At 69.5% G+C, this 22,029-nt stretch carries 19 protein-coding genes; 10 read left to right on the forward strand and 9 right to left on the reverse strand.

What is annotated here, in order from left to right:
• Window positions 1-67 precede the first annotated feature (67 nt).
• The 6 genes from U1T56_RS04430 to U1T56_RS04455 all read right to left on the reverse strand — a co-directional run bounded on the left by U1T56_RS04430 (window position 68) and on the right by U1T56_RS04455 (window position 6,032).
• Window positions 68-1,306, reverse strand: a complete 1,239-nt coding sequence (locus U1T56_RS04430; RefSeq protein WP_418158233.1) for a M20/M25/M40 family metallo-hydrolase — start codon at window positions 1,304-1,306, stop codon at window positions 68-70.
• A 31-nt stretch (window positions 1,307-1,337) separates the two neighbouring features.
• On the reverse strand, window positions 1,338-2,546 hold the full coding sequence (locus U1T56_RS04435) for an allantoate amidohydrolase (RefSeq protein ID WP_418158363.1): 1,209 nt from the start codon (window positions 2,544-2,546) through the stop codon (window positions 1,338-1,340).
• 23 nt (window positions 2,547-2,569) lie between these two features.
• Window positions 2,570-3,085 carry a 2-oxo-4-hydroxy-4-carboxy-5-ureidoimidazoline decarboxylase gene (gene uraD, locus U1T56_RS04440; protein WP_418158234.1) on the reverse strand — a complete coding sequence of 172 codons (516 nt, stop codon included), beginning with the start codon at window positions 3,083-3,085 and terminating at the stop codon, window positions 2,570-2,572.
• A 24-nt stretch (window positions 3,086-3,109) separates the two neighbouring features.
• Complete coding sequence (gene puuE / locus U1T56_RS04445; protein ID WP_418158235.1) at window positions 3,110-4,021, reverse strand: allantoinase PuuE; 912 nt, start codon at window positions 4,019-4,021, stop codon at window positions 3,110-3,112.
• A 169-nt stretch (window positions 4,022-4,190) separates the two neighbouring features.
• A complete protein-coding gene (locus tag U1T56_RS04450; protein WP_418158236.1) occupies window positions 4,191-4,496 on the reverse strand; it encodes a TM2 domain-containing protein in 306 nt (101 codons plus the stop codon).
• 117 nt (window positions 4,497-4,613) lie between these two features.
• Window positions 4,614-6,032, reverse strand: a complete 1,419-nt coding sequence (locus U1T56_RS04455) for an MptA/MptB family glycosyltransferase (RefSeq protein ID WP_418158237.1) — start codon at window positions 6,030-6,032, stop codon at window positions 4,614-4,616.
• A gap of 370 nt (window positions 6,033-6,402) precedes the next feature.
• On the opposite strand from U1T56_RS04455, the gene uraH reads away from it, so the two are divergent.
• From uraH to U1T56_RS04500, 9 genes are read left to right on the forward strand one after another with little or no spacing between them, the layout of a single operon-like run.
• Window positions 6,403-6,774 (forward strand): hydroxyisourate hydrolase, encoded by a 372-nt coding sequence (uraH, locus tag U1T56_RS04460; protein WP_418158238.1) that lies wholly within the window; start codon window positions 6,403-6,405, stop codon window positions 6,772-6,774.
• Between the two features lie 35 nt (window positions 6,775-6,809).
• On the forward strand, window positions 6,810-8,198 hold the full coding sequence (locus tag U1T56_RS04465) for a nucleobase:cation symporter-2 family protein (RefSeq protein ID WP_418158239.1): 1,389 nt from the start codon (window positions 6,810-6,812) through the stop codon (window positions 8,196-8,198).
• A gap of 18 nt (window positions 8,199-8,216) precedes the next feature.
• A complete protein-coding gene (gene xdhA / locus U1T56_RS04470) occupies window positions 8,217-9,692 on the forward strand; it encodes a xanthine dehydrogenase small subunit (protein WP_418158240.1) in 1,476 nt (491 codons plus the stop codon).
• The gene (xdhB, locus tag U1T56_RS04475) at window positions 9,685-12,018 is read left to right on the forward strand and encodes a xanthine dehydrogenase molybdopterin binding subunit (protein ID WP_418158241.1); all 2,334 of its coding nucleotides are present in this window, start codon (window positions 9,685-9,687) and stop codon (window positions 12,016-12,018) included. Before xdhA ends, xdhB begins: the two co-directional genes overlap by 8 nt.
• Window positions 12,015-12,890 (forward strand): xanthine dehydrogenase accessory protein XdhC, encoded by an 876-nt coding sequence (gene xdhC, locus U1T56_RS04480; protein WP_418158242.1) that lies wholly within the window; start codon window positions 12,015-12,017, stop codon window positions 12,888-12,890. The genes xdhB and xdhC overlap by 4 nt, the downstream gene beginning before the upstream one ends.
• Window positions 12,887-14,464, forward strand: coding sequence for an ABC transporter ATP-binding protein (locus U1T56_RS04485; protein WP_418158243.1), 1,578 nt, complete (start codon window positions 12,887-12,889; stop codon window positions 14,462-14,464). The genes xdhC and U1T56_RS04485 overlap by 4 nt, the downstream gene beginning before the upstream one ends.
• Window positions 14,454-15,551 carry an ABC transporter permease gene (locus U1T56_RS04490; protein ID WP_418158244.1) on the forward strand — a complete coding sequence of 366 codons (1,098 nt, stop codon included), beginning with the start codon at window positions 14,454-14,456 and terminating at the stop codon, window positions 15,549-15,551. The genes U1T56_RS04485 and U1T56_RS04490 overlap by 11 nt, the downstream gene beginning before the upstream one ends.
• Window positions 15,548-16,477 (forward strand): ABC transporter permease, encoded by a 930-nt coding sequence (locus U1T56_RS04495; protein WP_418158245.1) that lies wholly within the window; start codon window positions 15,548-15,550, stop codon window positions 16,475-16,477. Before U1T56_RS04490 ends, U1T56_RS04495 begins: the two co-directional genes overlap by 4 nt.
• A 47-nt stretch (window positions 16,478-16,524) precedes the next feature.
• Window positions 16,525-17,610, forward strand: a complete 1,086-nt coding sequence (locus U1T56_RS04500; RefSeq protein ID WP_418158246.1) for a BMP family ABC transporter substrate-binding protein — start codon at window positions 16,525-16,527, stop codon at window positions 17,608-17,610.
• 188 nt (window positions 17,611-17,798) lie between these two features.
• Here U1T56_RS04500 and U1T56_RS04505 read toward each other — a convergent pair whose 3' ends face one another.
• The 3 genes from U1T56_RS04505 to U1T56_RS04515 form a co-directional block, all read right to left on the reverse strand.
• Window positions 17,799-19,157, reverse strand: coding sequence for an SH3 domain-containing protein (locus tag U1T56_RS04505; RefSeq protein WP_418158247.1), 1,359 nt, complete (start codon window positions 19,155-19,157; stop codon window positions 17,799-17,801).
• Between the two features lie 211 nt (window positions 19,158-19,368).
• The gene (locus U1T56_RS04510) at window positions 19,369-19,608 is read right to left on the reverse strand and encodes a hypothetical protein (RefSeq protein WP_418158248.1); all 240 of its coding nucleotides are present in this window, start codon (window positions 19,606-19,608) and stop codon (window positions 19,369-19,371) included.
• A gap of 127 nt (window positions 19,609-19,735) precedes the next feature.
• Window positions 19,736-20,671 (reverse strand): LysR family transcriptional regulator, encoded by a 936-nt coding sequence (locus U1T56_RS04515; protein WP_418158249.1) that lies wholly within the window; start codon window positions 20,669-20,671, stop codon window positions 19,736-19,738.
• A 147-nt stretch (window positions 20,672-20,818) separates the two neighbouring features.
• Here U1T56_RS04515 and U1T56_RS04520 point away from each other — a divergent pair, with 147 nt between their 5' ends.
• Window positions 20,819-22,027 (forward strand): urate hydroxylase PuuD, encoded by a 1,209-nt coding sequence (locus U1T56_RS04520; RefSeq protein ID WP_418158250.1) that lies wholly within the window; start codon window positions 20,819-20,821, stop codon window positions 22,025-22,027.
• The last annotated feature ends 2 nt before the right edge of the window (window positions 22,028-22,029 follow it).

The following is a 22,029-nucleotide window of genomic DNA, read 5'->3' on the forward strand; positions in this document are numbered from 1 at the left end:
CGGCCACGGCGCCGATCGTGCGCCTCGGTGTGACAGCGCTCTGCGGGTCGCTCCTGCCGCCAGCAGATCAGGCGGCAAGGAGATCGAGCAGAGAGAGTGCCACCACCTCGGTCGCCTTGTAGAGGTCGGAAAGCGGCAGCCGCTCGTCGGCCCGGTGCGCGTTGGCCTCCTCGATCGTGCGCGGGCCGGCGCCGTAGAGCACGATCGGAATGCCCCGCTCGGCATAGTGGCGCGCATCGGTGTAGAGCGGGACACCCTTGGGCTCCACCGGCTCGCCCATGACGGCACTCGCCCGCCGGCACAAGATCTCGGTCAGCCGTTCCCCGCCCGCGAGCGGCACCAGGGGTCGCGCCAGGAGGATCCGCCGCACGGTCACCTTCGCTTGCGGGAACGCGGCCGCCGCCTCGCCGATCACCTGCACGAGCTCGGCCTCGACCGCCTCCGAGAATTCCTCCGGCACCATCCGCCGATCGAGGCGGAAGGTGACGCGATCGGGCACCACGTTGGTGTTGATCCCGCCCTTGATCAGCCCCACCGTGAGCTGCGGGCTGCCGATGCCGGGAATGGCCGAGCGGCGCTCGGCCAGGGTCTTGCGCCAGGCATAGAGGGTCTCGAGGATGTGGGTCGCGGCCTCCAGCGCGTCCACACCCGTGAAGGGCATGGCGGCGTGCGCCGAGCGCCCGTCCACCTGCACTTCCAGATGCAGGCAGCCATTGTGCGCGTTCACCACCGCATAGGAGAACCCGGCGCCGATCGCGAGGTCGGGCCGGGTGATCCCCTGCTGCAGCAGCCAGCCCGGGCCGATCTCGCCGCCGGCCTCCTCGTCGTAGGTGAAGTGCAGCTCGACCGTGCCGCCCAGCTTCGCGCCGGCCGCTTCCGCCGCCTGCAGTGCCAGGAGCGCCCAAGCGTAGGTGGCGAAGTCGGACTTCGAGACCGCGACCCCACGGCCGTACATCCAGCCGTCCGCGATCTCGGCGCCGTAGGGATCCCTGGTCCAGCCCTCGCCGGGCGGGACCACGTCGCCGTGGGCATTCAGCGCGATCACCGGGCCCTCGCCGAAGCGCCTGCGAACCACGAGGTTGGTGGCGCTGATCATGCCGTTGGCCTGGACGAGGTCCGCGGGCACGGGATGGCGCTCGACCGTGAAGCCGAGCTGCTGCAGCAGGGTGGCCGCGACCTCGGCATGGGGGCGGCAGTCGCCGGGCGGGTTGTCGGAAGCGACCTTGACGAGCTCGGCAAGAAAGCGCGTCTGCGCCTCCCTTTGCTCCTCGAGGAAGCGGTGGATGGTCGAGGTGGCGTCGGTCACGGGCTTGGTTCCCTGGAAAGGAGGCGTGGCATCAGGCGGGCAGGGCGAGCCGGCGCAGGAAGTCGAGCAGGACGGCGACCGCGACGTCGGCATCCTCGGCCGTGATGGCCTCGGCCGGGTTGTGGCTGATCCCGCCCGCGCAGCGCACGAACAGCATGGCGACGTCGCACAAGGCCACCATGGCGAGGCCGTCGTGGCCGGCGCCGCTCGGCAGCAGATGCGGCCGGACGCCGGCGCGCTCGACCGCGGCCGCGAGCTGCCCGACCAGCCACGGCGCGCAGGTCACGGCCGGCTCGTCGTAGGTCTTGTCCAGCTTCATGCGCACCCGTCGCCTCGCGGCACAGGTGGCGAACGCCGCGGCGAGATCCTCCACGGCCTTGTGCCGGTCCTGGTCGGCAGGGGCGCGCACGTCGAGGGTGAAAGCGACCTGGCCGGGGATGACGTTCGGGGCGCCGGGCCGGGCCTCGATCCGTCCGACCGTGGCGACGAGGCCGGGCTCGGCGCCTTTGGCGCGGCGCTCGACGGCGAGGATCATCTCGGCCGCGGCGGCGAGCGCGTCCTGACGCAGGTCCATCGGCACGGTGCCGGCGTGGCCGGCCGTGCCCGTGACCTCGATCGTGAAGCGGGAAGCGCCGTTGATCGCGGTCACCACGCCCACGGGCAGGTTCAGACTCTCCAGCACCGGCCCCTGCTCGATGTGGAGCTCGACATAGCCCAGGACCCGCTCGCGGCGGCGGGCGAGGGCGGGGATCGCGGCGGGATCGCCGCCGAAGCTGCGCAGCGCCTGCTCGAGGCTGGTGCCTTCGGCATCGCGGCTCGCGAGCGAGGCCGGATCGAACGTGCCGGCGATCGCGCGCGAGCCCGAGAGCGTGGTCGGAAAGCGCACGCCTTCCTCGTCGCCGAAGGCGATCACCTCGATGACGTAGGGCAGGCGCTCGCCTCTGCGATGAAGTTCGGCCACGGCCTCGATCGCGGCGACCACGCCGAGATTGCCGTCGTACCTGCCGGCGTCGCGCACCGTGTCGATGTGCGAGCCCAGGAGCAGGGCCGGGCGACCGGGCTCCGCAGCCTCGTAGCGGCCGGCCACGTTGCCGATGGCGTCGATCGCGGCCGCCATCCCGGCTTCGGCCATCCATTGCCGCACCTGAAGGGCAGCCGCCTTGTGCGCCGGGGAGAGATAGAGCCGGGTCAGCCGGCCGGGCTCGTCGGTGAAGCCGGCGAGCGTGTCCAGTCGGTCCATCACCCGCGTGCCGAAGGGGAGTGTCACGGCAGCATCTCCCGAAGGCGGAGAAGGGCGATGCGCTCGATCTCGGCGAGCGCGGTCTCGAACTCGGTGGCCTCGTCGTGGCGGAGGCGCTCCTCGAACGCGGCCAGGATCTCCTCCTTGGTCCGGCCCTTGACCGCCATGATGAACGGAAAGCCGAAGCGCGCCTTGTAGGCCTCGTTGAGGGCCAAAAAGCGCTCACGCTCGGCGTCGGTGAGCCGGTCGAGTCCGGCCGAGGCCTGCTCCTTGGCCGAATCGGCGGTGAGCCGGCCGGCGCGGGCGAGCCGGCCGGCGAGGTCGGGATGAGCCCGGATCAGGGCCAGCTTCCTCTCGCGCGCGGCGGCGCGCACGGCCGCGCACATGGCGCGGTGCAGGCCTTCGGCCGTGTCGACATCGTCGCGCAGGCCGAGATCGTACGTGGCCTCGGCGACCCAGGGCGAAAGCTCGAACACCCCGCCGAAGGCGGCGACGAAGCTCGCCTTGTCCATCGTGGTCGGCCGCAGGGGCGCGGTCATGGTCGTTCTCCTCGGAGGCCGAGCTCAGGCCGGCGGATGATGCTCGTGCCAGTGGCGGGCGATGTCGATGCGGCGGCAGACCCAGGCCTTGTCGTGGCTCTTGACGTAGTCGAGAAAGCGCGCGAGCGCCGCCGCCCGGCCCGGCCGGCCGACGAGACGGCAGTGCAGGCCGACCGAGAGCATCTTGGGGCTGCCGCGCCGCCCTTCCTCGTACAGGACGTCGAAGCTGTCCTTGAGGTAGGCGAAGAACTGGTCGCCGGAGTTGAAGCCCTGGCTGGTCGCGAAGCGCATGTCGTTGGCGTCCAGCGTGTAGGGCACGATGAGCTGGCGCTTGCCGTCGACCTCGGCCCAGTAGGGCAGATCGTCGGCGTAAGAATCGGCGCAGTAGAGGAAGCCGCCCTCCTCGGCCACGAGCTTCAGCGTGTTGGGGCTGCAGCGGCCGGTGTACCAGCCATGCGGCCGCTCGCCCGTGACCTCCTGATGGATGCGGATCGCGTCCTGCATCTGCCGGCGCTCGGCATCGATGCCCATGTACTGGTAGTCGATCCAGCGCAGGCCGTGGCTCGCGATCTCCCAGCCCGCCTCCTTCATGGCGGCGGCGGCTTCGGGGTTGCGTTGCAGCGCCATCGCCACGGCGTAGACCGTGACCGGCATCCGCCGCTCGGTGAACAGCCGGAACAGGCGCCAGAAGCCGGCTCTCGAGCCGTACTCGTAGATCGATTCCATGTTCATGTGGCGCACGCCCAGGAGCGGTTGGGCGCCGACGATCTCGGAGAGGAAGGCTTCCGACGCGGGATCGCCGTGGAGGATGCAGTTCTCGCCGCCCTCCTCGTAGTTGATCACGAACTGCACGGCCACGTAAGCCCCGCCCGGCCAGCGCGGGTCGGGGGGATTGCGGCCGTAGCCGATCAGATCGCGCGGATAGCCCTGATCCATGATGCCCATTCTCCCTGCGTGCCCGTCGCCGGCGTGCCGCCATTCTAGCGGCACGCACGGCGACGCGGCTTTCGGGTTCCTTTGAAGCTGCTTACGCGCCGGTGCCGGGCTGCGCCAGGGACTCCGGCACGGGCGGGCCGGGGAAAGGGGGACTCACGAGGCCCCCGTGCTAGGAGCGGGCCAGCTCGTCGATAAGGCGGTTGTTGTAGACCCGTGCCATGCCCGGGATCAGGAGGGCGTCGATCAGCCACCACAAGCCCAGGATGCCGAAGCCCAGAAAGCCGATCAGGATGAAATGGGTGAGCCAGGACAGGCCGTGCAGCACGAGCATGGCGATGCCGGAGCCGATCCGGCCGAGATAGATCCGATGCAGGCCGAACCAGCCCAGGAAGAACCAGAGGACGTAGGCGACGAGCACCGACTTCCGGTTCGCGTCGTAGCGCATCATCCGCTCGGCATCGAGCTCTGTGCTCATCGCGTGTCGAACCCTCCGGGTTGCGTGGTCGGGCGAGGGGCGGCCCGGCGAGGGACGATACCAGCTCGCCTCCCGTCCGGGGAGAGAAAGAGGCTCCCCGGATAGGCCGGGCCGTCCCTAGTGGGCCTTCTGCACCTCGGCGGCCGGGAAGGTCGGCTGCGGCATCGCGCTGCGCGCGCGGGACCGCAGGCCGAGGGCGAGCAGCGCCCAGAACACGACGTACATGATGAGCTCGGCGTTCTCGCCGGCATCGGAGAAGGCGAAGTAGGTCAGGGGGCTCAGGGCCGTGAGCGCCAGGACCGCCGGCCGCGGCACGAGGCAGGAGAAGAGGACGAGCCAGACGAAGTACCAGGGGTGGGTAGGCGTCATGAACACGATCACCCCGGTGGCGAGGATCAGGCAGTCGCGCGCGACGGCCAGGGTCTCTTCCGGCTCGGGCCGCTGCTCGCGCCAGGCGATGCGCATGGCCAACACCGCCAGCACGGCGAGGCCGCCGCCGACATAGATCGCGGTCGCGATGTGCGGCAGGGTGACGAGCTGCCCGAGCGCGTAGAGTGGATAATAGCCGTCGCCGTGGATCAGGCCCTCGTCGTTGATATGGTCGAGAAGCGAGCCGAACACGCCCATGCCGACGCCGAGATAGGGCAGATAGCCGAGGATCAGGGTCGCCGCGAGGGCTGCTGGCATCCGCCAGTCCCAGCGGCGCCACAAGGCTGGTGCGAGGGTGATCGGCAGGAGCTTCACGAGCGTGGCGCATCCCAGGGTCATCCCCACCCATCCCGGTCGGCGGTACGAGCGGGCGAGGAGGGCCAGCGCCAGGAACGCGACCGCGGCGGCATCGATGTGGCCGTTGCCGGCGATCTCCCAGAGCGGCACGGGATGCCAGGCATAGACCAGCACCTGCTCGCGTGGCAGCCCGGCGCGTCGCAGGAGCCACAAGAGAACGGCGATGGCCAGGGTCTCGAAGCCGGTCAGCGCCAGCTTCATCCCAGCGATGGTCGGGGAGATCCGCGCGACGGCGGCGAAGATCGCCTGTGCTGCCGGCGGGTAGAGGGTGGCTTCGGAATCGACGAAGTTGATCCAGGGATAGATCGTGTCGTCGCGGAGCGCCGCGAGGTGCGGGTCGGCCGGCAGGTAACGGTAGGGATTGATGCCGGCATTCTGGACGCGCCCGTCCCAGACGTAACGATAAATGTCGGTCGACAGGAAGGGCGGGGTGAGAAGGAGGATGCAGCGCATGACCGCGGCGCAGGCGAGAATGCCCCAAAAGGCCCGCCGCGGCAGGCCGGGCCCGAGGACGATGGCAACGGCGCCGAGATAGAGCAGGCCCGCAATGCACAGGATGACGGCGACGATCGCCATGCCCGTGTCGTCGATCGCCGGATCGCCGCCGGCGGGCGGCCGGAACGAGGCGCCCAGGAGCGTCAGGCCCACGAGCAGCGCGCCGATCACGGCGAGGCGGTGTCCGGGCCCGAGCGCGGCCGCCGTCCGGCGCCAGGCCGTCTCGCGCATCCGTTCCGTCTTCCCTGGTCTCATGCCCGCCATCCTGCGCTCCCTCTTCTCGTTCTTCGATGTGTGGTAGCAGAACGAGCGCTCCCGCGTCACCTCGAGAGCAGCGGTGCTCGTGGTCGCGATCGCGGGTACCTGGAGCATGCGGGCGGCCGGCGGCGGCACGGGCTGGAATCCCGCCGGATATGTGCCTAAGGTCGCAGCAGCCGTGCTGGCCTGCCCAGCAACCGGGCAGCCTGCTTCCGATCGAGTGGGCATCCGATCGCCGCTCCGGCCGCTGGCTTCGCATTTGCTTTGAAACTGCTTCTGATGCTGGGACGATTACCGCCGGTGATCGTGTGACCTACCACGATGAGGCCCTACCGGGTCGCCCGGTGGGCCGGGAGGTGATCATAACATGAGCTCCACTGGGAAGACGGGTCGGCTCACGACCCACGTGCTCGACACCATGGCGGGACGGCCCGCCGCCGGCATGCTGATCGAGCTCTACCGCCTCGAGGGCGGAGAGCGCGAGGCTCTGGCTTCCGTCAGGACCAACCAGGACGGCCGCTGCGACGGTCCGCTGCTCGCGGGCGAGGATCTCCGGCCCGGAATCTACGAGCTCGTGTTTCACGTCGGTGGCTATCTGCGCGAGCAGGGGGTGGCGCTACCCGAGCCCGCCTTCTTCGACGTGGTGCCGATCCGCTTCGGCCTGTCTGCGGCCGACCAACATTATCACGTGCCGCTTCTGGTCTCGCCCTACGGCTACGCGACCTATCGAGGTAGCTGAGAGCGGGCCATCATCGGCGATCAGGGAGATCACGCATGGCAACGCCAGCTCGCCCCATCGGCTTGGAACCAACGTCCGCGACCGATGCCGTGGACGAGATCCTGCCGCCTTTGAAGCTGTTCGCTCTGGGCCTGCAGCACGTGCTCGTCATGTATGCCGGAGCAGTGGCCGTGCCGCTGATCATCGGCAGCGCCTTGAAGCTGCCGAAGGATCAGGTGGCGCTCCTGATCAACGCCGATCTCTTCGCCTGCGGCATCGCCACCTTGATCCAGAGCCTGGGTCTCGGCCGGTTCGCCGGCATCCGCATGCCGGTGATGATGGGGGTCACCTTCGCCGCGGTCGGGCCCATGGTGGCGATGGCCGGCAACCCGGATCTCGGGCTCCTCGGCATCTACGGCGCCGTGATCGCGAGCGGTATCTTCGGCATTCTCGTGGCTCCGTTCATCAGCCGCCTCCTGCCGTTCTTTCCCCCTGTGGTCACCGGCACCATCATCGTCATCATCGGTGCCTCCTTGATGCGGGTCGCGGTGGGCTGGGCCGGCGGCGGCATCGGCAACCCCGCATTCGGCCATCCACTCTATCTCGGGGTCGCGGCCTTCGTGCTGGTGGCGATCCTCGCCATCGCGAAGCATGCCAAGGGCTTTCTCGCCAACGTGTCGGTGCTTCTGGGCCTGGTGCTCGGGCTTCTCCTCGCCATGGCGCTGGGCCAGGTCAGCTTCGCAGGGCTCGCCGAGGCGCCCTGGTTCGCGCTCGTGCAGCCGTTCCAGTTCGGATTCCCGAAGTTCGATCTCGTGGCGGCGCTCACCATGTCGGTCGTGATGATCGTGGTGATGATCGAATCCTTGGGCATGTTCCTCGCCTTGAGCGATCTCACCGGCAAGAAGCTCGACGAGGGCGATCTCACGCGGGGCCTGCGCGCCGACGGGCTGGGCACGCTCATCGGCGGCATCTTCAACACCTTTCCCTACACCTCGTTCTCGCAGAACGTCGGCCTCGTCGGTGTCACCGGCGTGCGCTCGCGCTGGGTCACGGTGGCGGCCGGACTCATCATTCTGACCCTCGGCCTCGTGCCCAAGCTCGCCCACATCGTGGCCTCGATCCCGCCCTACGTGCTGGGCGGCGCCGGCATCGTGATGTTCGGGATGGTCGCCGCCACCGGCATCCGCATCCTGGCGTCGGTCGACTTCACGAGCACGCGCCACAATCTCTACGTCGTGGCGATCAGCATCGGCTTCGGCATGATTCCGCTCTCGGCCGAGAAGTTCTTCCAGTACCTGCCGAAGGCGCTCGATCCGCTGACGCACAGCGGCATCCTGCTCGCCTCGGTGGCGGCGGTGCTCCTCAACCTCTACTTCAACGGACGGCGCTCCGAGGCCGAGGCGCGGACGGCGGCCATCGCCACGGCTCACGGCGCCGAGGCCTGAGGCAAAGGATCGAGAACCATGCGCGATTCCGTGCGCTTCCTGCTCGGCCACGAGACCGTGGAGCTCGACCGGGTCGATCCGACCATGACCGTGCTCGACTGGCTGCGCACGTGCGCGCGGCGGACGGGTACCAAGGAAGGCTGCAACGAGGGCGACTGCGGTGCTTGCACGGTCGTGGTCGCGAGGCCGGAGGACGGGCGGCTGGTCTACCGGGCGGTCAATGCCTGCATCCAGTTCGTGGCGACGCTGGATGGCTGCCAGCTCCTCACCGTCGAGGATCTGAAGCGGGCGGACGGGGCGCTCCATCCGGTGCAGCAGGCGATGGTCGAGCTGCACGGCTCGCAGTGCGGCTTCTGCACGCCGGGCTTCGTCATGTCGCTGTTCGCGATGACCCGCGAGGCGGACGAGGTTCCGACCGACGCGGCGATCGACGACGCGCTCGCCGGCAATCTCTGCCGCTGCACCGGCTACGCGCCCATCGTGCGCGCCGCGCAGCGCATGTTCGAGCTCGCGCCGAAGCGCGACCATATCGAGGCCTTCGCCGGCGAGACGCTGGCGCGGCTCGAGGGCTTGCGCGACGAGGAGACCTTGGTGGTGAGCGATGGCAAGCGCCGGTTCATCGCCCCCGCCACGCTCGATGCGCTCGCCGAGACCCTGCTCGCCGAGCCCGAGGCCACGATTCTCGCGGGCTCGACCGACGTGGGCCTGTGGGTCACGAAGCAGATGCGCCGGCTCGATCCGATCGTCTATCTCGGCCGCATCGACGTCCTGCGGCGCATCGAGGAGACCGGGGACACGATCGAGCTCGGCGCCATGGCGAGCCATGAGGACGCCATGAAGGTGCTGGCCCGCCACTATCCCGACATGGGCGAGCTGTGGCGGCGCTTCGCCTCCGTCCAGATCAGGAACGCTGGGACCGTGGGCGGCAACATCGCCAACGGCTCGCCCATCGGCGACGGCTCGCCGGCCCTGATCGCGGCCGGTGCGACCTTGCATCTCCGCCGCGGGCAGGAGCGCCGCTCGCTGCCGCTCGAGGACTTCTTCGTCGCCTACGGCAGGCAGGACCGGCGGCCCGGCGAGCTCGTCGAGCGGATCAGCGTGCCGAAGCCGCCGCCGGGGATGCGCTATCGCGCCTACAAGATCAGCAAGCGGTTCGATCAGGACATCTCGGCCGTCATGGGCGCCTTCCTGATCCGGCTCGGACCGGACGGGCGGGTGGCGGAAGCGCGGCTCGCCTATGGCGGCATGGCGGCCATACCCAAGCGCGCCACCAATGCCGAGGCGGCGCTGCTCGGCCGCCCCTGGAGCGAAGCGACGGTGAAGGCGGCGATGCAGGCACTGGAACGCGACTTCACGCCCATCACCGACATGCGCGCCACGGCCGGGTACCGCCTCAAGGTGGCGCAGAACCTGCTCATGCGCCTGTTCGTCGAGACGACGGACCCGGCTTGCGAAACCCGCCTCGTCGGCGACCGGAGTCTTGCCCATGTCTGATCGCATCGAAGGTGCCGTCCACGAAGCGAGGCCCCACGACAGCGCCGCCCGCCACGTCACCGGCGAGGCGCTCTACATCGACGACCTGCCGGAGCCGCAGGGGCTGCTCCACGTCTATCTCGGGCTCGCGACGAAGCCGCACGCGCGGATCACGAAGCTCGACCTCGCACCCGTCCGGGCGGCGGAAGGGGTGGTGTGCGTGCTCACCGCCGCCGACGTGCCGGGCGAGAACGACGTGAGCGCCACCCACCGCCATGACGAGCCCTTGCTCGCGACCGACCTCGTCCAGTTCGTGGGCCAGCCGATCTTCGCCGTGGCGGCGAGGACGCGCGAGCAGGCGCGGCGCGCGGCGCGCCTTGCGATCGTCGAGTACGAGGAGCTGCCGGCCGTGCTCGACGTCGAGGAGGCGCTTCCCAGGGGCGAGCTGGTGACGGACCCGCTCACCCTGCGCCGCGGCGATGCCAGGGCGGCCATCGCCGCCGCGCCGCGCAGGCTCAAGGGCAGGATGCGGATCGGCGGGCAGGAGCATTTCTACCTCGAAGGCCAGGTGGCGCTGGCGATTCCCGGCGAGGCCGACGAGGTGCAGATCTTCTCCTCGACCCAGCACCCGAGCGAGATCCAGCACATGGTGGCGAAGGTGCTGGGCGTGCCCTCGCACAGCGTGACGGTCGAGATCCGCCGCATGGGCGGCGGGTTCGGCGGCAAGGAGACGCAGGGCAACCTGTTCGCCTGCATCGCGGCGCTCGTCGCCAAGAAGACCGGCCGGGCCGCCAAGATCCGCCCCGATCGCGACGACGACATGATCGTGACCGGCAAGCGGCACGACTTTCTCGTCGATTACGAGGTCGGCTTTGACGACGAGGGCCGGATCCTGGGTCTCGACATGACCTATGCCGCCCGCTGCGGCTGGTCCGCCGATCTTTCGGGGCCCGTCACCGACCGGGCGCTGTTCCACGCCGAGAACTGCTACTTCGTCCCCGACGTCGAGCTGCGCTCGCTGCCGCTCAAGACCAACACGGTCTCCAACACGGCCTTCAGGGGCTTCGGCGGCCCGCAGGGCATGGTGGGCGGCGAGCGGGTGATCGAGGAGATCGCCTTCGCGCTGGGCCTGGACCCGCTCGAGGTGAGAAAGCGCAACTTCTACGGGGTGGAAGAGCGCAACGTCACGCCCTACCACCAGACCGTCGAGGACAACGTCATCCACGAGATCGTGGGCGAGCTGGAAAAGCGCGCGGCTTACGCTGCGCGGCGCGAGGCGATCCGCGCCTTCAACGAGAACAGCCGGATCATCAAGCGGGGTATCGCGCTCACGCCCGTGAAGTTCGGCATCTCGTTCACGCTCACCGCCTACAACCAGGCGGGTGCGCTCGTGCACGTCTACACGGATGGCAGCGTGCACCTGAACCACGGTGGCACCGAGATGGGGCAGGGGCTCCACACCAAGGTGGCGCAGGTGGTGGCCGAGGAGTTCCAGATCGACATCGCCCACGTCAAGATCACCGCCACCACGACGGGGAAGGTGCCGAACACCTCGGCCACGGCCGCCTCCTCGGGCTCGGACCTGAACGGGCAGGCAGCGCTCGCCGCCGCACGCACGATCAAGAATCGGCTGATCGACTTCGCCGCCGAGCACTGGTCGATTCCTGCGGACCAGGTCGTGTTCCTTCCGAACCGGGTCAGGATCGGCAACCAGGAGATCCCGTTCCGGGCCCTCGTCTGGCAGGCCTACATGGCGCGCGTCCCGCTCTCGGCCACCGGGTTCTACAAGACGCCCAAGATCCACTGGGACCGCGCCGCGGGCCGCGGCCGGCCGTTCTACTACTTCGCCTATGGCGCCGCCTGCAGCGAGGTCGCGGTCGACACGCTCACGGGCGAGTACAAGGTCGAGCGGGTCGACATCCTGCACGACGTCGGCCGCTCCCTGAACCCGGCCATCGACATCGGCCAGATCGAGGGCGGGTTCGTGCAGGGCATGGGCTGGCTCACGACCGAGGAGTTGTGGTGGGACGAGGCCGGGCGCCTCAGGACCCACGCGCCCAGCACCTACAAGATCCCGGCCTGCGGCGACCGCCCGCGCATCTTCAACGTGGCGCTCCTCGAAGGAGCGAGGAACCGCGAGGATGCGATCCACCGCTCGAAGGCCGTGGGCGAGCCGCCCTTCATGCTCGCGATTTCGGTCCTGCACGCGATCTCGGATGCGGTCGCGAGCGTGGCCGATTACCGGTTCTGCCCGCGGCTCGACACGCCCGCCACACCCGAGCGCGTGCTCCGGGCGATAGAATCCTTGCGCGAGCGGGTGGCGGAGCCGGAGGAGCGCGCCGCATGAGCGAGCGGCTGGCCGCGACCCTCGAGACCCTGCTCGCCGCGGGCGAGCCCGCCGCACTGGTCACGGTCGCGGCCGCCAAGGGCTCGACGCCGCGCGAGGCGGGTGCCGTCATGCTGGTGACGGCGGCGTGCTGCTTCGGCACCATCGGCGGCGGCCGGCTCGAATGGGAGGCGATCGCCCACGCCCGCGCGCTCCTGGCGGCGGGCGAGGCCGAAGCCGGCCTCGATCTGCCGCTCGGTCCCGCTGTCGGCCAGTGCTGCGGCGGCCACGTGCGGCTCCTGCTGCGCCGCGCCGATGCCGCCGTGCTGGCCGGGCTTGAGGCGATGGAGGCCGAGGCCGCAGCGAGCCTGCCACCCGTGCTCCTGTTCGGCGCCGGCCATGTCGGCCGGGCCTTGGCGCGAGCGCTCGCACCTCTGCCGCTGCGGCTGCGTTGGATCGACGGCCGAGCCGGCGAGTTTCCGGGCGAGCCCCTCGCCGGTGTCGAGACCGTCGTCACCGAGCACCTGCTGGACGAGGTCGCGGCGGCACCTGCGGGTGCCTCCTACTTCGTCCTGACCCACAGCCACGCGCTCGACTTCCATCTCTGCAGTGCCGTCTTGGAGCGGGGCGATTTCGCCTATCTCGGCCTGATCGGCTCGAAGACCAAGCGCGCCAGGTTCGAGCACGGCTTTCGCGAGCTCGGCCTGCCGGCGGAGCGGATATCCCGGCTGGTCTGCCCGATCGGCGGCAGCGCGGTCCGCGACAAGCGGCCGGCCGTGATCGCCGCCTTGGCAGCCGCCGAGCTTCTCGTCACACTCGCCGCGAAACCGGGTACGCAGGCGGGGACGTCGGCCGAGACAATCACCCGGACCGAGAAGGGAAGGGCAGCATGAGCGAGGTCGGGACGGCCGTGAGCGTACCGTCGCGTCTCGAGCTTCGAGGCATCACCAAGCGCTTTCCGGGCGTGCTCGCCAACGACGCCGTGAGCGTCAAGGTGCAGCCCGGCGAGATCCACGCGCTCCTGGGCGAGAACGGGGCGGGCAAGAGCACCCTCGTCAAGATCATCTACGGCGTTCTCCATGCCGACGAGGGCGAGATCTTCTGGGACGGGAAGCCCGTCCACATCGCCGACCCGCACGCGGCGAGGGCTCTCGGCATCGGCATGGTGTTCCAGCACTTCTCGCTGTTCGAATCCATGACCGTGCTCGAGAACGTGGCCCTGGGCGTCGACGGTGCCACCGACATGAAGGCGCTTTCGGCCCGCGTGCGCGAGGTGAGCCACGCTTATGGCCTACCGCTCGAGCCTTCGCGCGCGGTGCACACGCTCTCGGTAGGCGAGCGGCAGCGGATCGAGATCGTGCGCTGCCTCCTGCAGAGCCCGCGCCTGCTCATCATGGACGAGCCCACCTCCGTGCTCACGCCGCAGGAGGTGGAGAAGCTGTTCGAGACGCTGCGCCAGCTCGCGGCCGAAGGCTGCTCGATCCTCTACATCAGCCACAAATTGCACGAGATCAAAGCCCTGTGCGACCGCGCCACCATCTTACGCGGCGGCAAGGTCGTGGCCGAGTGCGATCCCAAGCTCGAGACCGCCAAAAGCATGGCGCAGCTCATGATCGGGGCCGAGATCAGAACGCTCGCTCGCCGCGAGGCGGGAGCGGGCACCGGCAAGCCGCGCCTCGTCGTCGAGGGGCTCGACCTTCCTTCCGAAGAGCCGCACGGGGTCGATCTCAAGCGCATCGGCTTCGAGGTCCGGGCGGGGGAGATCTTCGGCATCGCCGGGGTCGCCGGCAACGGCCAGAACGAGCTGCTCATGGCGCTCAGCGGCGAGCGCATCGCCCCGCACGACAACGCCGTCCTGATCGACGGCAGGCCCGCCGGCCGGCTCGACGCCGCGAAGCGGCGCGCTCTCGGCCTGTGCTGCGTGCCCGAGGAGCGCAACGGCCACGCCGCCGTCCCGGAGATGAGCCTGGTCGAGAACGGGGTCTTGAGCGGTCACGAGCGCATGGGCCTCGTCGCCGGCGGCATCCTGCGGCTGCAGAAGGCGCGCGACTTCGCGGCCAGGATCGTGCGCGAGTTCGACGTGCGGACACCCGGCGTCGATACCCTGGCGCGGAGCCTTTCCGGTGGCAATCTGCAGAAGTTCGTGGTCGGCCGCGAGATCCTGCAGAACCCCGGCGTGCTCGTGGTCTCGCAGCCGACCTGGGGTGTCGATGCCGGTGCAGCCGCCGCGATCCATCAGGCGCTGCTCACGCTCGCCGGCAACGGTGCCGCCGTCCTCGTCATCTCGCAGGATCTCGACGAGCTCCTGATGCTCACGAACCGGCTCGCCGTCATCAATGTCGGCGTCCTTTCCGACCCGCTGCCCACCGCGAGCGCCTCGGTCGAGGAGATCGGCCTCCTCATGGGTGGGCTCCACGGCATGGGCGGCGCCGACACGAACCACGGAGGGCTCGCCCATGTCGCTTAGGATCGAGCCGCGTCGGGAGATCTCCTGGCGGATGCTCTATCTCACGCCGTTCCTCGCCGTGCTGCTCACGGTGATGACGGGCTTCGTCGTCTTCATGTTCATGGGCTACAGCCCGCTCCAGACGCTCAAGAGCTTCTTCATCTCGCCGATCATGACGGGCTACGGCCTCGCCGAGCTCGGCGTGAAGGCGGCGCCCCTCGTCACGATCGCGGTCGGGCTCGCGATCGGCTTCCGCGCCAACGTCTGGAACATCGGCGCCGAAGGCCAGCTCACCATGGGCGCCATCGCCGGCGGCGGGATCGCGCTCGCCACCTTCGGCCAGGAGGGGAGCTGGATCCTGCCCGCCATGATGCTGGCCGGCATCCTGGGCGGCATGGCCTATGCCGCGATCCCGGCCTTCCTCAAGACCCGCTTCGAGGTCAGCGAGATCCTGACCAGCCTGATGCTGACCTATATCGCCACCCTCTTTCTCAGCATTCTGGTCTACGGGCCCTGGAAGGACCCCGAGGGCTACGGCTTTCCGCAGTCGCGCATGTTCTCGGAGGCCGCCATCGTGCCGATCGTTTGGGAGGGGACCAGGCTCCATATCGGGGCGCTGATCGCCCTCGCCGTGGCGGTGGCCGCCTGGGTGCTGATGACCCGCTCGATCATCGGCTTCGAGATCAAGGTCGTGGGCCAAGCGCCGGCCGCGGCCCGGTTCGCGGGCTTCGCCCGCAACAGGATCGTCTGGCTGTGCCTGCTCCTGAGCGGCGGGCTCGCCGGGCTCGTCGGCACCATCGAGGTCTCGGGCCCGATCGGCCAGATCATCCCGAACCTCACGCCGGGCTACGGCTTCACCGCCATCATCGTGGCGTTCCTCGGCCGCCTGCACCCCTTGGGCATCGTCCCGGCCGGGCTCCTGATCGCGCTCTCCTATATCGGCGGCGAGAACGCGCAGGTCGAGGTCGGGCTGCCGCAAGGTGCCACGGGTCTGTTCCAGGGTATGCTCCTGTTCTTCCTGCTGGCATCCGACTTCCTCGTCCGCTACCGCATCGTCCTCACCCGCCCCGCAGCCGCTGCACCGCGCCGGGAGGTCGCCCCCGCATGAGCCTCGATATCGTCGTTCCCGTCATCCTCACCGTCATCAGCGCGGCGACGCCCTTGCTCCTGGCCGGCATCGGCGAGCTCGTGGCCGAGCGCGCCGGGGTGCTCAATCTCGGCATCGAGGGCATGATGCTGGTGGGGGCGGTCGCCGCCTTCGCCGTCGCGCACGTCACCGGCAACTACATGCTCGCGATCCTGGTGGCGGCCATGGCCGGAGCGCTGCTCGCCCTGATCTTCGGCGTGCTGACGCTGACGCTGGTGAGCAACCAGGTCGCGACCGGCTTGGCACTCACCCTCTTCGGCATCGGCCTCAGCGCTCTCGCCGGTGCCGGCTTCGTCGGCTCGCCGATCGCACCGCTCCCGAAGCTCGAGATCCCGGGTCTGTCGGAGCTGCCCTTCATCGGTCCGATCCTGTTCCATCAGGACGTTCTGGTCTATCTCTCGGTAGCGCTCACACTCGGCGTGATCTGGTTCCTCAAGCGCACCCGGGCCGGCATGATCTTACGTGCCTGTGGCGATTCGGACGTCTCGGCGCACTCGATCGGCTACGACGTGATCAGGATCCGCTATCTCGCCGTGCTGTTCGGCGGGGTCACGAGCGGGCTCGCCGGCGCTTATCTCTCGCTCGCCTACACGCCGATGTGGGTCGAGAACATGACCGCGGGCCGCGGTTGGATCGCGCTCGGCCTCGTCGTGTTCTCCTCATGGCGCCCCTTGCGTCTCCTGGGCGGGGCGTACCTCTTCGGCGGCGTCACCATCCTTCAGCTCTACGTGCAGGGCATGGGCGGGATCGGCGTGCCGGCGCAGGTGCTCTCGATGCTGCCCTACATCGCCACCATCGTCGTGCTCACGATCATTTCCGCGGGACCGTGGCGTGGCAGGCTTGACGCGCCGGCCTGCTTGGGCAAGCCCTTCCGGCCAGCCACCTGAGGTTCGATCGACGCTCGAGGTCGTTCAGCGTGAGGGAGAGAAGAACCATGTCGTTGCATCTCCGGCGCCGCAGCTTCGTGCTGGGCAGCGCCGCCACCGGCCTAGGTCTGGCCGCCGGCGTGCGCCCGGTCTTCAGCGCCGACGCGCCCTTGAAGGTGGGCTTCGTCTATGTCGGCCCGGCCACCGACAATGGCTGGTCCTACCGCCACGACGTGGCGCGAAAGGAGGTCGAGGCGGCCTTCCCCGGCAAGGTGACGACGAGCTTCGTCGAGAACGTGCCGGAAGGCCCCGACGCCGAGCGCGTCATCCGCCAGCTCGCCTCCTCCGGCCACGGTTTGATCTTCACGACCTCGTTCGGGTTCATGAACCCGACGCTCAAGGTGGCGAAGGCGTTCCCGAAGGTGAAGTTCGAGCACGCCACGGGCTATCAGACGACGCCCAACGTCGCGGTCTACAACGCCCGCTTCTACGAGGGCCGCACCGTCATCGGCACGATCGCCGGCATGATGAGCAAGTCCGGCACGATCGGCTATCTCGGCTCGTTCCCGATTCCCGAGGTGGTGATGGGCATCAACGCCTTCACCCTCGCTGCCCAGAAGATCAACCCGAACATCAAGACCAAGGTGGTCTGGGTGAACTCCTGGCACGATCCGGGCAAGGAGGCCGACGCCGCCAAAACCCTGATCGACCAGGGTTGCGACATTCTCTCCCAGCACACCGACAGCGCCGCTCCCTTGCAGGTGGCCGAGCAGCGCGGCGTGCACGGCTTCGGCCAGGCCGCCGACCAGAGCGCCTTCGCGCCCAAGGGCCAGCTCACCGCTATCGTCGACAACTGGGGCCCCTACTACATCGAGCGCGTCAAGGCCGTGCTCGACGGCACGTGGAAGACCCACAACATCTGGCATGGCCTCAAGGAGGGCATGGTCTCGATCGCACCCTACGGGCCGGACGTACCCGAGGACGTCAAGGCCGCGGCCGAGAAGGTGAAGGCCGACATCGCCGCCGGCACCCGCCATCCATTCGAGGGCCCGATCAAGGACCAGAAGGGGCAGGTGCGCATCCCCGAGGGCAAGCATGCCACCGACGAGGAGCTCTTGAAGATGGACTGGTACGTCGAGGGCGTGCAGGCCTGAGACAGCGAGGAGGGAGCGGTGGCGCGCTCCCTTCCGAGCCGTTCCCGCCGTGCGCTCGGCCGTCGGCACGCCGCAGAGAGCTCGACGCATACGACCGCGGTTGTTCGGCGCTCGGCCCGTCCGGAACTTCCCCTCGACGACGCCACGGCACCCGGAAGCCATCCGGGCCGTCATGGCTGCCGACCGGCTCAGTTCAGCTCGACCAGGTCCTCCCGGATCCAGCCGAGCGGCTCGTCGGCGCCTACCTGGATCCAGGTGTCGCGCCGTTGCAGGACGGCGAGGCTGTCGCCCCGGCGAGCACGGCCGACGACGGCGGCATCCGCCTTCGGTTTCGCACGGATGTTGGCGGCATCGACCCGGACGATCGCCTTCGTCGGGCTCACCGCCGGGAGCGTGGGATATGAGGCGGCGGGCGGCGGTGCATCGGCAGCACCGGGCCGGCCGGTGAGAAGGTGTACGATTTCCAGGGGGATGGCGCCGCGGAGGAGGCCGGGGTTCGCGACGAGGAGCGCCGTCAGGCCGGCTGCCGCCAGCGCCGCCAGGTCGGCGAGCGGGAACCAGAGCAGGCGGTGCTCCGTCTGCGGTGGCACCACCGCGATGCCGGGTACGGGCCGCGTCGGATCGCCTGCCGGCTCGGGCGCTGCAGCGCTCGCCGCCATGGCCTCGCGGCTGCGTGCCGCGAGGCGGTCGAGTTCGCGCCGATAGGCGTCGTAGGCGTCGCCGAAGGCGAGGGCGGCCGCTGCATCGCCGGCGAGAAAGGTGCCGGATGCGCTGCCAGGAACGCTCCAGCGAAGCAGTGCTGCGTGCGGCAACCGCTCCACCTTCAGCACGAGCTCGCGCGGGTCGAGCGGCACGAATGCCTCGTCACGGCGCTCGAGCAGGGCCAGGCCCGGCAGGAGGTGGAGGCCATCGCCCCTGGCGCTCGCGGGCAGGCGCAGGCTTTGCTCGCCGGCCACGAGCACGGGCCCGGTCCCGACGCGTTCGAGCCGGACCGAAGCCGGCTTTCCCTGCCGGCCGCTGGCACCGGTCGCGGTCGTCACGAGGTCGACCGCCTCCTCGGCCAGACGATCGAAGCTCCTCCCGAGGCGGGCGAACGCGGCCCGCGCGGCAGGGTCCAGATCGATGCGGACCGGCACGGCGCAGCGCTCCAGCTCCTGCCGTGCCGCATGGAGCTGGAGTTCGGCCTCGCGCACCCGCTGCTGCAGGGTCTCGAGCGCCGGCCACATCAAAAGGCGCACCACGACGAGGCTCGCCGCCTGCAGCACGAGTTGCGCCCGCTCCCGCCGCTGGTCAGCGGCGTGCATGGCCTGCCGCAGCCTCTTCCGGCGCAACAGGCACTCGTCGAGCATGCGGGCGAGCGGAACGAGGCCGGTGCTCGCTTCCGGCGCTTCCGCATCCGGCCGGCGCCAGCCGCGGAGGCCGCCCTTCTTGCCGCCGCTGCCGATGGCACCGGCGAGCCCTTCGACCGTGGCGCTGACGCCGCCCTCGCCGAAGCGCACCCGCACGCCGGGCAGCGACGTGGCGCCCATGCCTGACTGAAAGCTCATGAACCGAATCCGCCGTGCCAACCGTCACGGTCGAGGCGGTTCCCCTCCTCGGAACCCCGGTGGGGGACACACGCCATGCTCGACCGAACCGTTATCGCACGACACCATAGGTCATCCGAGACGGTTGACAACGGGGCATCGGCCCATACGGGCAGTACGCCGCGGTTCGCTCCGACGGAAAAGGCTCGATGCTATAACTGGTTGCGTCCGCTCAGCCCGTAGCCGTGGTCGGCGCGGCCGAGGCCCGGTTCCGTACCAACATACGCAGATCCTCGAGCATGGCGCGGGCGGAAGCAGGCTCCAGCCCGTCGCTGCGCCACAGGAGGGTCATGATCGGATCGTCGAGGAGCTCGTCCAGGCAAGGCTCGCCGCTCTCCGGCCGTTTCCAGGTCCGCTCGCCACGAGTCGAGATCAGGGCCTGCGCCCGTCGGTCATCAGCCTGGTGCCACATGGATCGGCGCCTCGGTTCCAAGCATTTTAACCTCTGTTGGTGTTATAGCAGCGCGTCCCCTTTTTGGGTCCTGAAAGCTTCCCAAGGAAAACGTTTTGTGGCCTGCCGGTCCCGTTCCCGATCCGGCTCAGGCAGCCGCGGCCGGCGGCAGCAGGCCGGCGCTCTGGCGGGCGATGATGCCGCCCACCTCCTCGACCATGAAATCGGCGAAGACCTTCACCTTGGGAGGCAAGAGGCGGCGGTGGGGATAGACCACGGCGAGCGTCGCCGGCTCGGGCGGGGCATCCGGCAGGATCCGCAGGAGCCGGCCGGAGCGCAGATGCTCGGCGATCTCGAATACCGGCTTCATGACGATGCCCTGCCCGAGCAGGGCCCATTCGGTGAGCACGTCGCCGTCGTCGGCGTCGAACCGCCCGGCCACGGGCAGCGTCACCGGCCCTTCGGCCGTGCGCAGGGTCCAGCGATATTGCTGCGAGCCGGGAAAGCGCAGGAGCAGGCACTGGTGCTCGAGCAGATCCTCGGGCCGCTCGGGAACCCCGTGCGCCGCCAGATATTCGGGTGCCGCGCACAGAACGCGCGGGCAGTCGGCGATCTTGCGCGCGATCAGACTGGAATCGGTCAGCACCGCGAGCCGGATCGCGACATCCACGGCCTCGCGCAGCAGGTCGAGCAGATGATCGGAGAGGCGGAGTCGCACGCCGATCTGCGGGTAGCGGGCCTGGAACACCGGCACCAGGGGAGCGAGGATGCGGCGGCCGAAGCCGAGCGGGGCCGTGACCCGGAGGTTGCCCTTGGGCGTGCCACCACTGTCGGCGACCACACTCTCGGCGTGCGCCACGGCGGCCAGCACCTCCTGGCAGGCCTCATAGAACGCGGCCCCCTGCTCGGTGGGCTGGACCTGGCGGGTGGTACGATTCAGGAGCCGAACGCCCAGATGCTGCTCGAGCTGCTGCAGGCGGTGGCTCACCACCGCCGGCGACAGGCGGAGATGGCGGCCGGCGGCCGAGAGGCTGCCGAGCTCGACCACCCGCGTGAACACCTGCATGTTCTCGAGGAGCGACATCGCGAACCCCCGCTCCGGCCCATTGTTCGCTTCCGTTTGAAGATCCTACGCTACGCCCGTGGTTCACGGCCGCAACCCCGGGCGTTAGAGGGGTCCGCAGCCTGGAAAGGCTCGGAGTGTCCGACGCAACGAGGGAGGGGCGGCCCCATGGTGGAGCCGGTGATGTGGGAATGGCTGAGCCTCGGCGTGCGCTGGCTGCACGTCATTGCCGGGATCGCCTGGATCGGCAGCTCGTTCTACTTCGTCCACCTCGATTCCAGCCTGAAGCCGCGGCCGGGCCTGCCGGAAGGGGCCGGTGGCGAGGCCTGGCAGGTGCACGGCGGCGGCTTCTACCACATGGTCAAGTATCTCGTGGCACCCGCGCGGATGCCGGAGGATCTCACCTGGTTCAAGTGGGAAGCCTACACCACCTGGCTCTCCGGCTTCGCGCTCCTCGTCGTCGTCTACTACTTCTCGGCCGAGCTCTACCTGATCGACCCGGCCGTGCTGGCGCTTCCGGCCTGGGGCGCGGTGCTCGTCAGCGTCGTCGGCCTCACGCTCGGCTGGCTGGTCTACGACGGCTTGTGCAAGTCGCCGCTCGGCCGCAACGACGCCGCGCTGTTCGGCGTTCTCTTCCTCTACCTCCTCGTCCTGGCTTATGGCTTCACCCACGTCTTCAGCGGCCGCGGCGCCTACATGCAGATGGGGGCGCTCACCGGCACCATGATGGTGGCGAACGTCTTCCTCATCATCATCCCGAACCAGCGCAAGGTGGTGGCCGACCTGATCGCCGGCCGGCAGCCCGACCCGGCGCTGGGCGCCGCCGCCAAGCAGCGCTCGATGCACAACTCCTATCTCACGCTGCCGGTCGTGTTCGTGATGATCAGCAACCACTACCCGCTCGCCTTCGCGAGTCGCTGGAACTGGCTGATCTTCGGCCTGGTGCTGGTCGTGGGTGCCGCCATCCGCCACTTCTTCATCGTCCGCCACAAGGGCCTGCCCTCGCCCTGGTGGACCTGGGGTGTCGCGACCGCCGGCATGCTGGCGATCGTGCTGCTGAGCGCCGCCGGCCCGGCCGGTGCCGGCAGCACCGCGGCAGCGCCCGCGGACGGGCCCGTGAGCTTCGCCGAGGCCGAGGAGGTGGTGATCAGCCGTTGCTCGATGTGCCACGCCGAGGAGCCGGCCTGGGAGGGCGTGCCCGTGCCGCCCAAGGGTGTCATGCTGGACACGCCCGAACGCATCCGACTCCATGCGCGGGACATCGCGTTGCAGGCGGTGATGACCCATGCCATGCCGCCCGGCAACCTCACCGAGATCACGCCCGAGGAGCGGCAGGTCCTGGCCGCCTGGATCGCCTCGGGTGCGAAGGCCGAGTAAGG

The organism is Benzoatithermus flavus, from assembly GCF_037908215.1.
In the GTDB taxonomy this organism is placed as follows: Bacteria; Pseudomonadota; Alphaproteobacteria; order Geminicoccales; family Geminicoccaceae; genus Benzoatithermus; species Benzoatithermus flavus.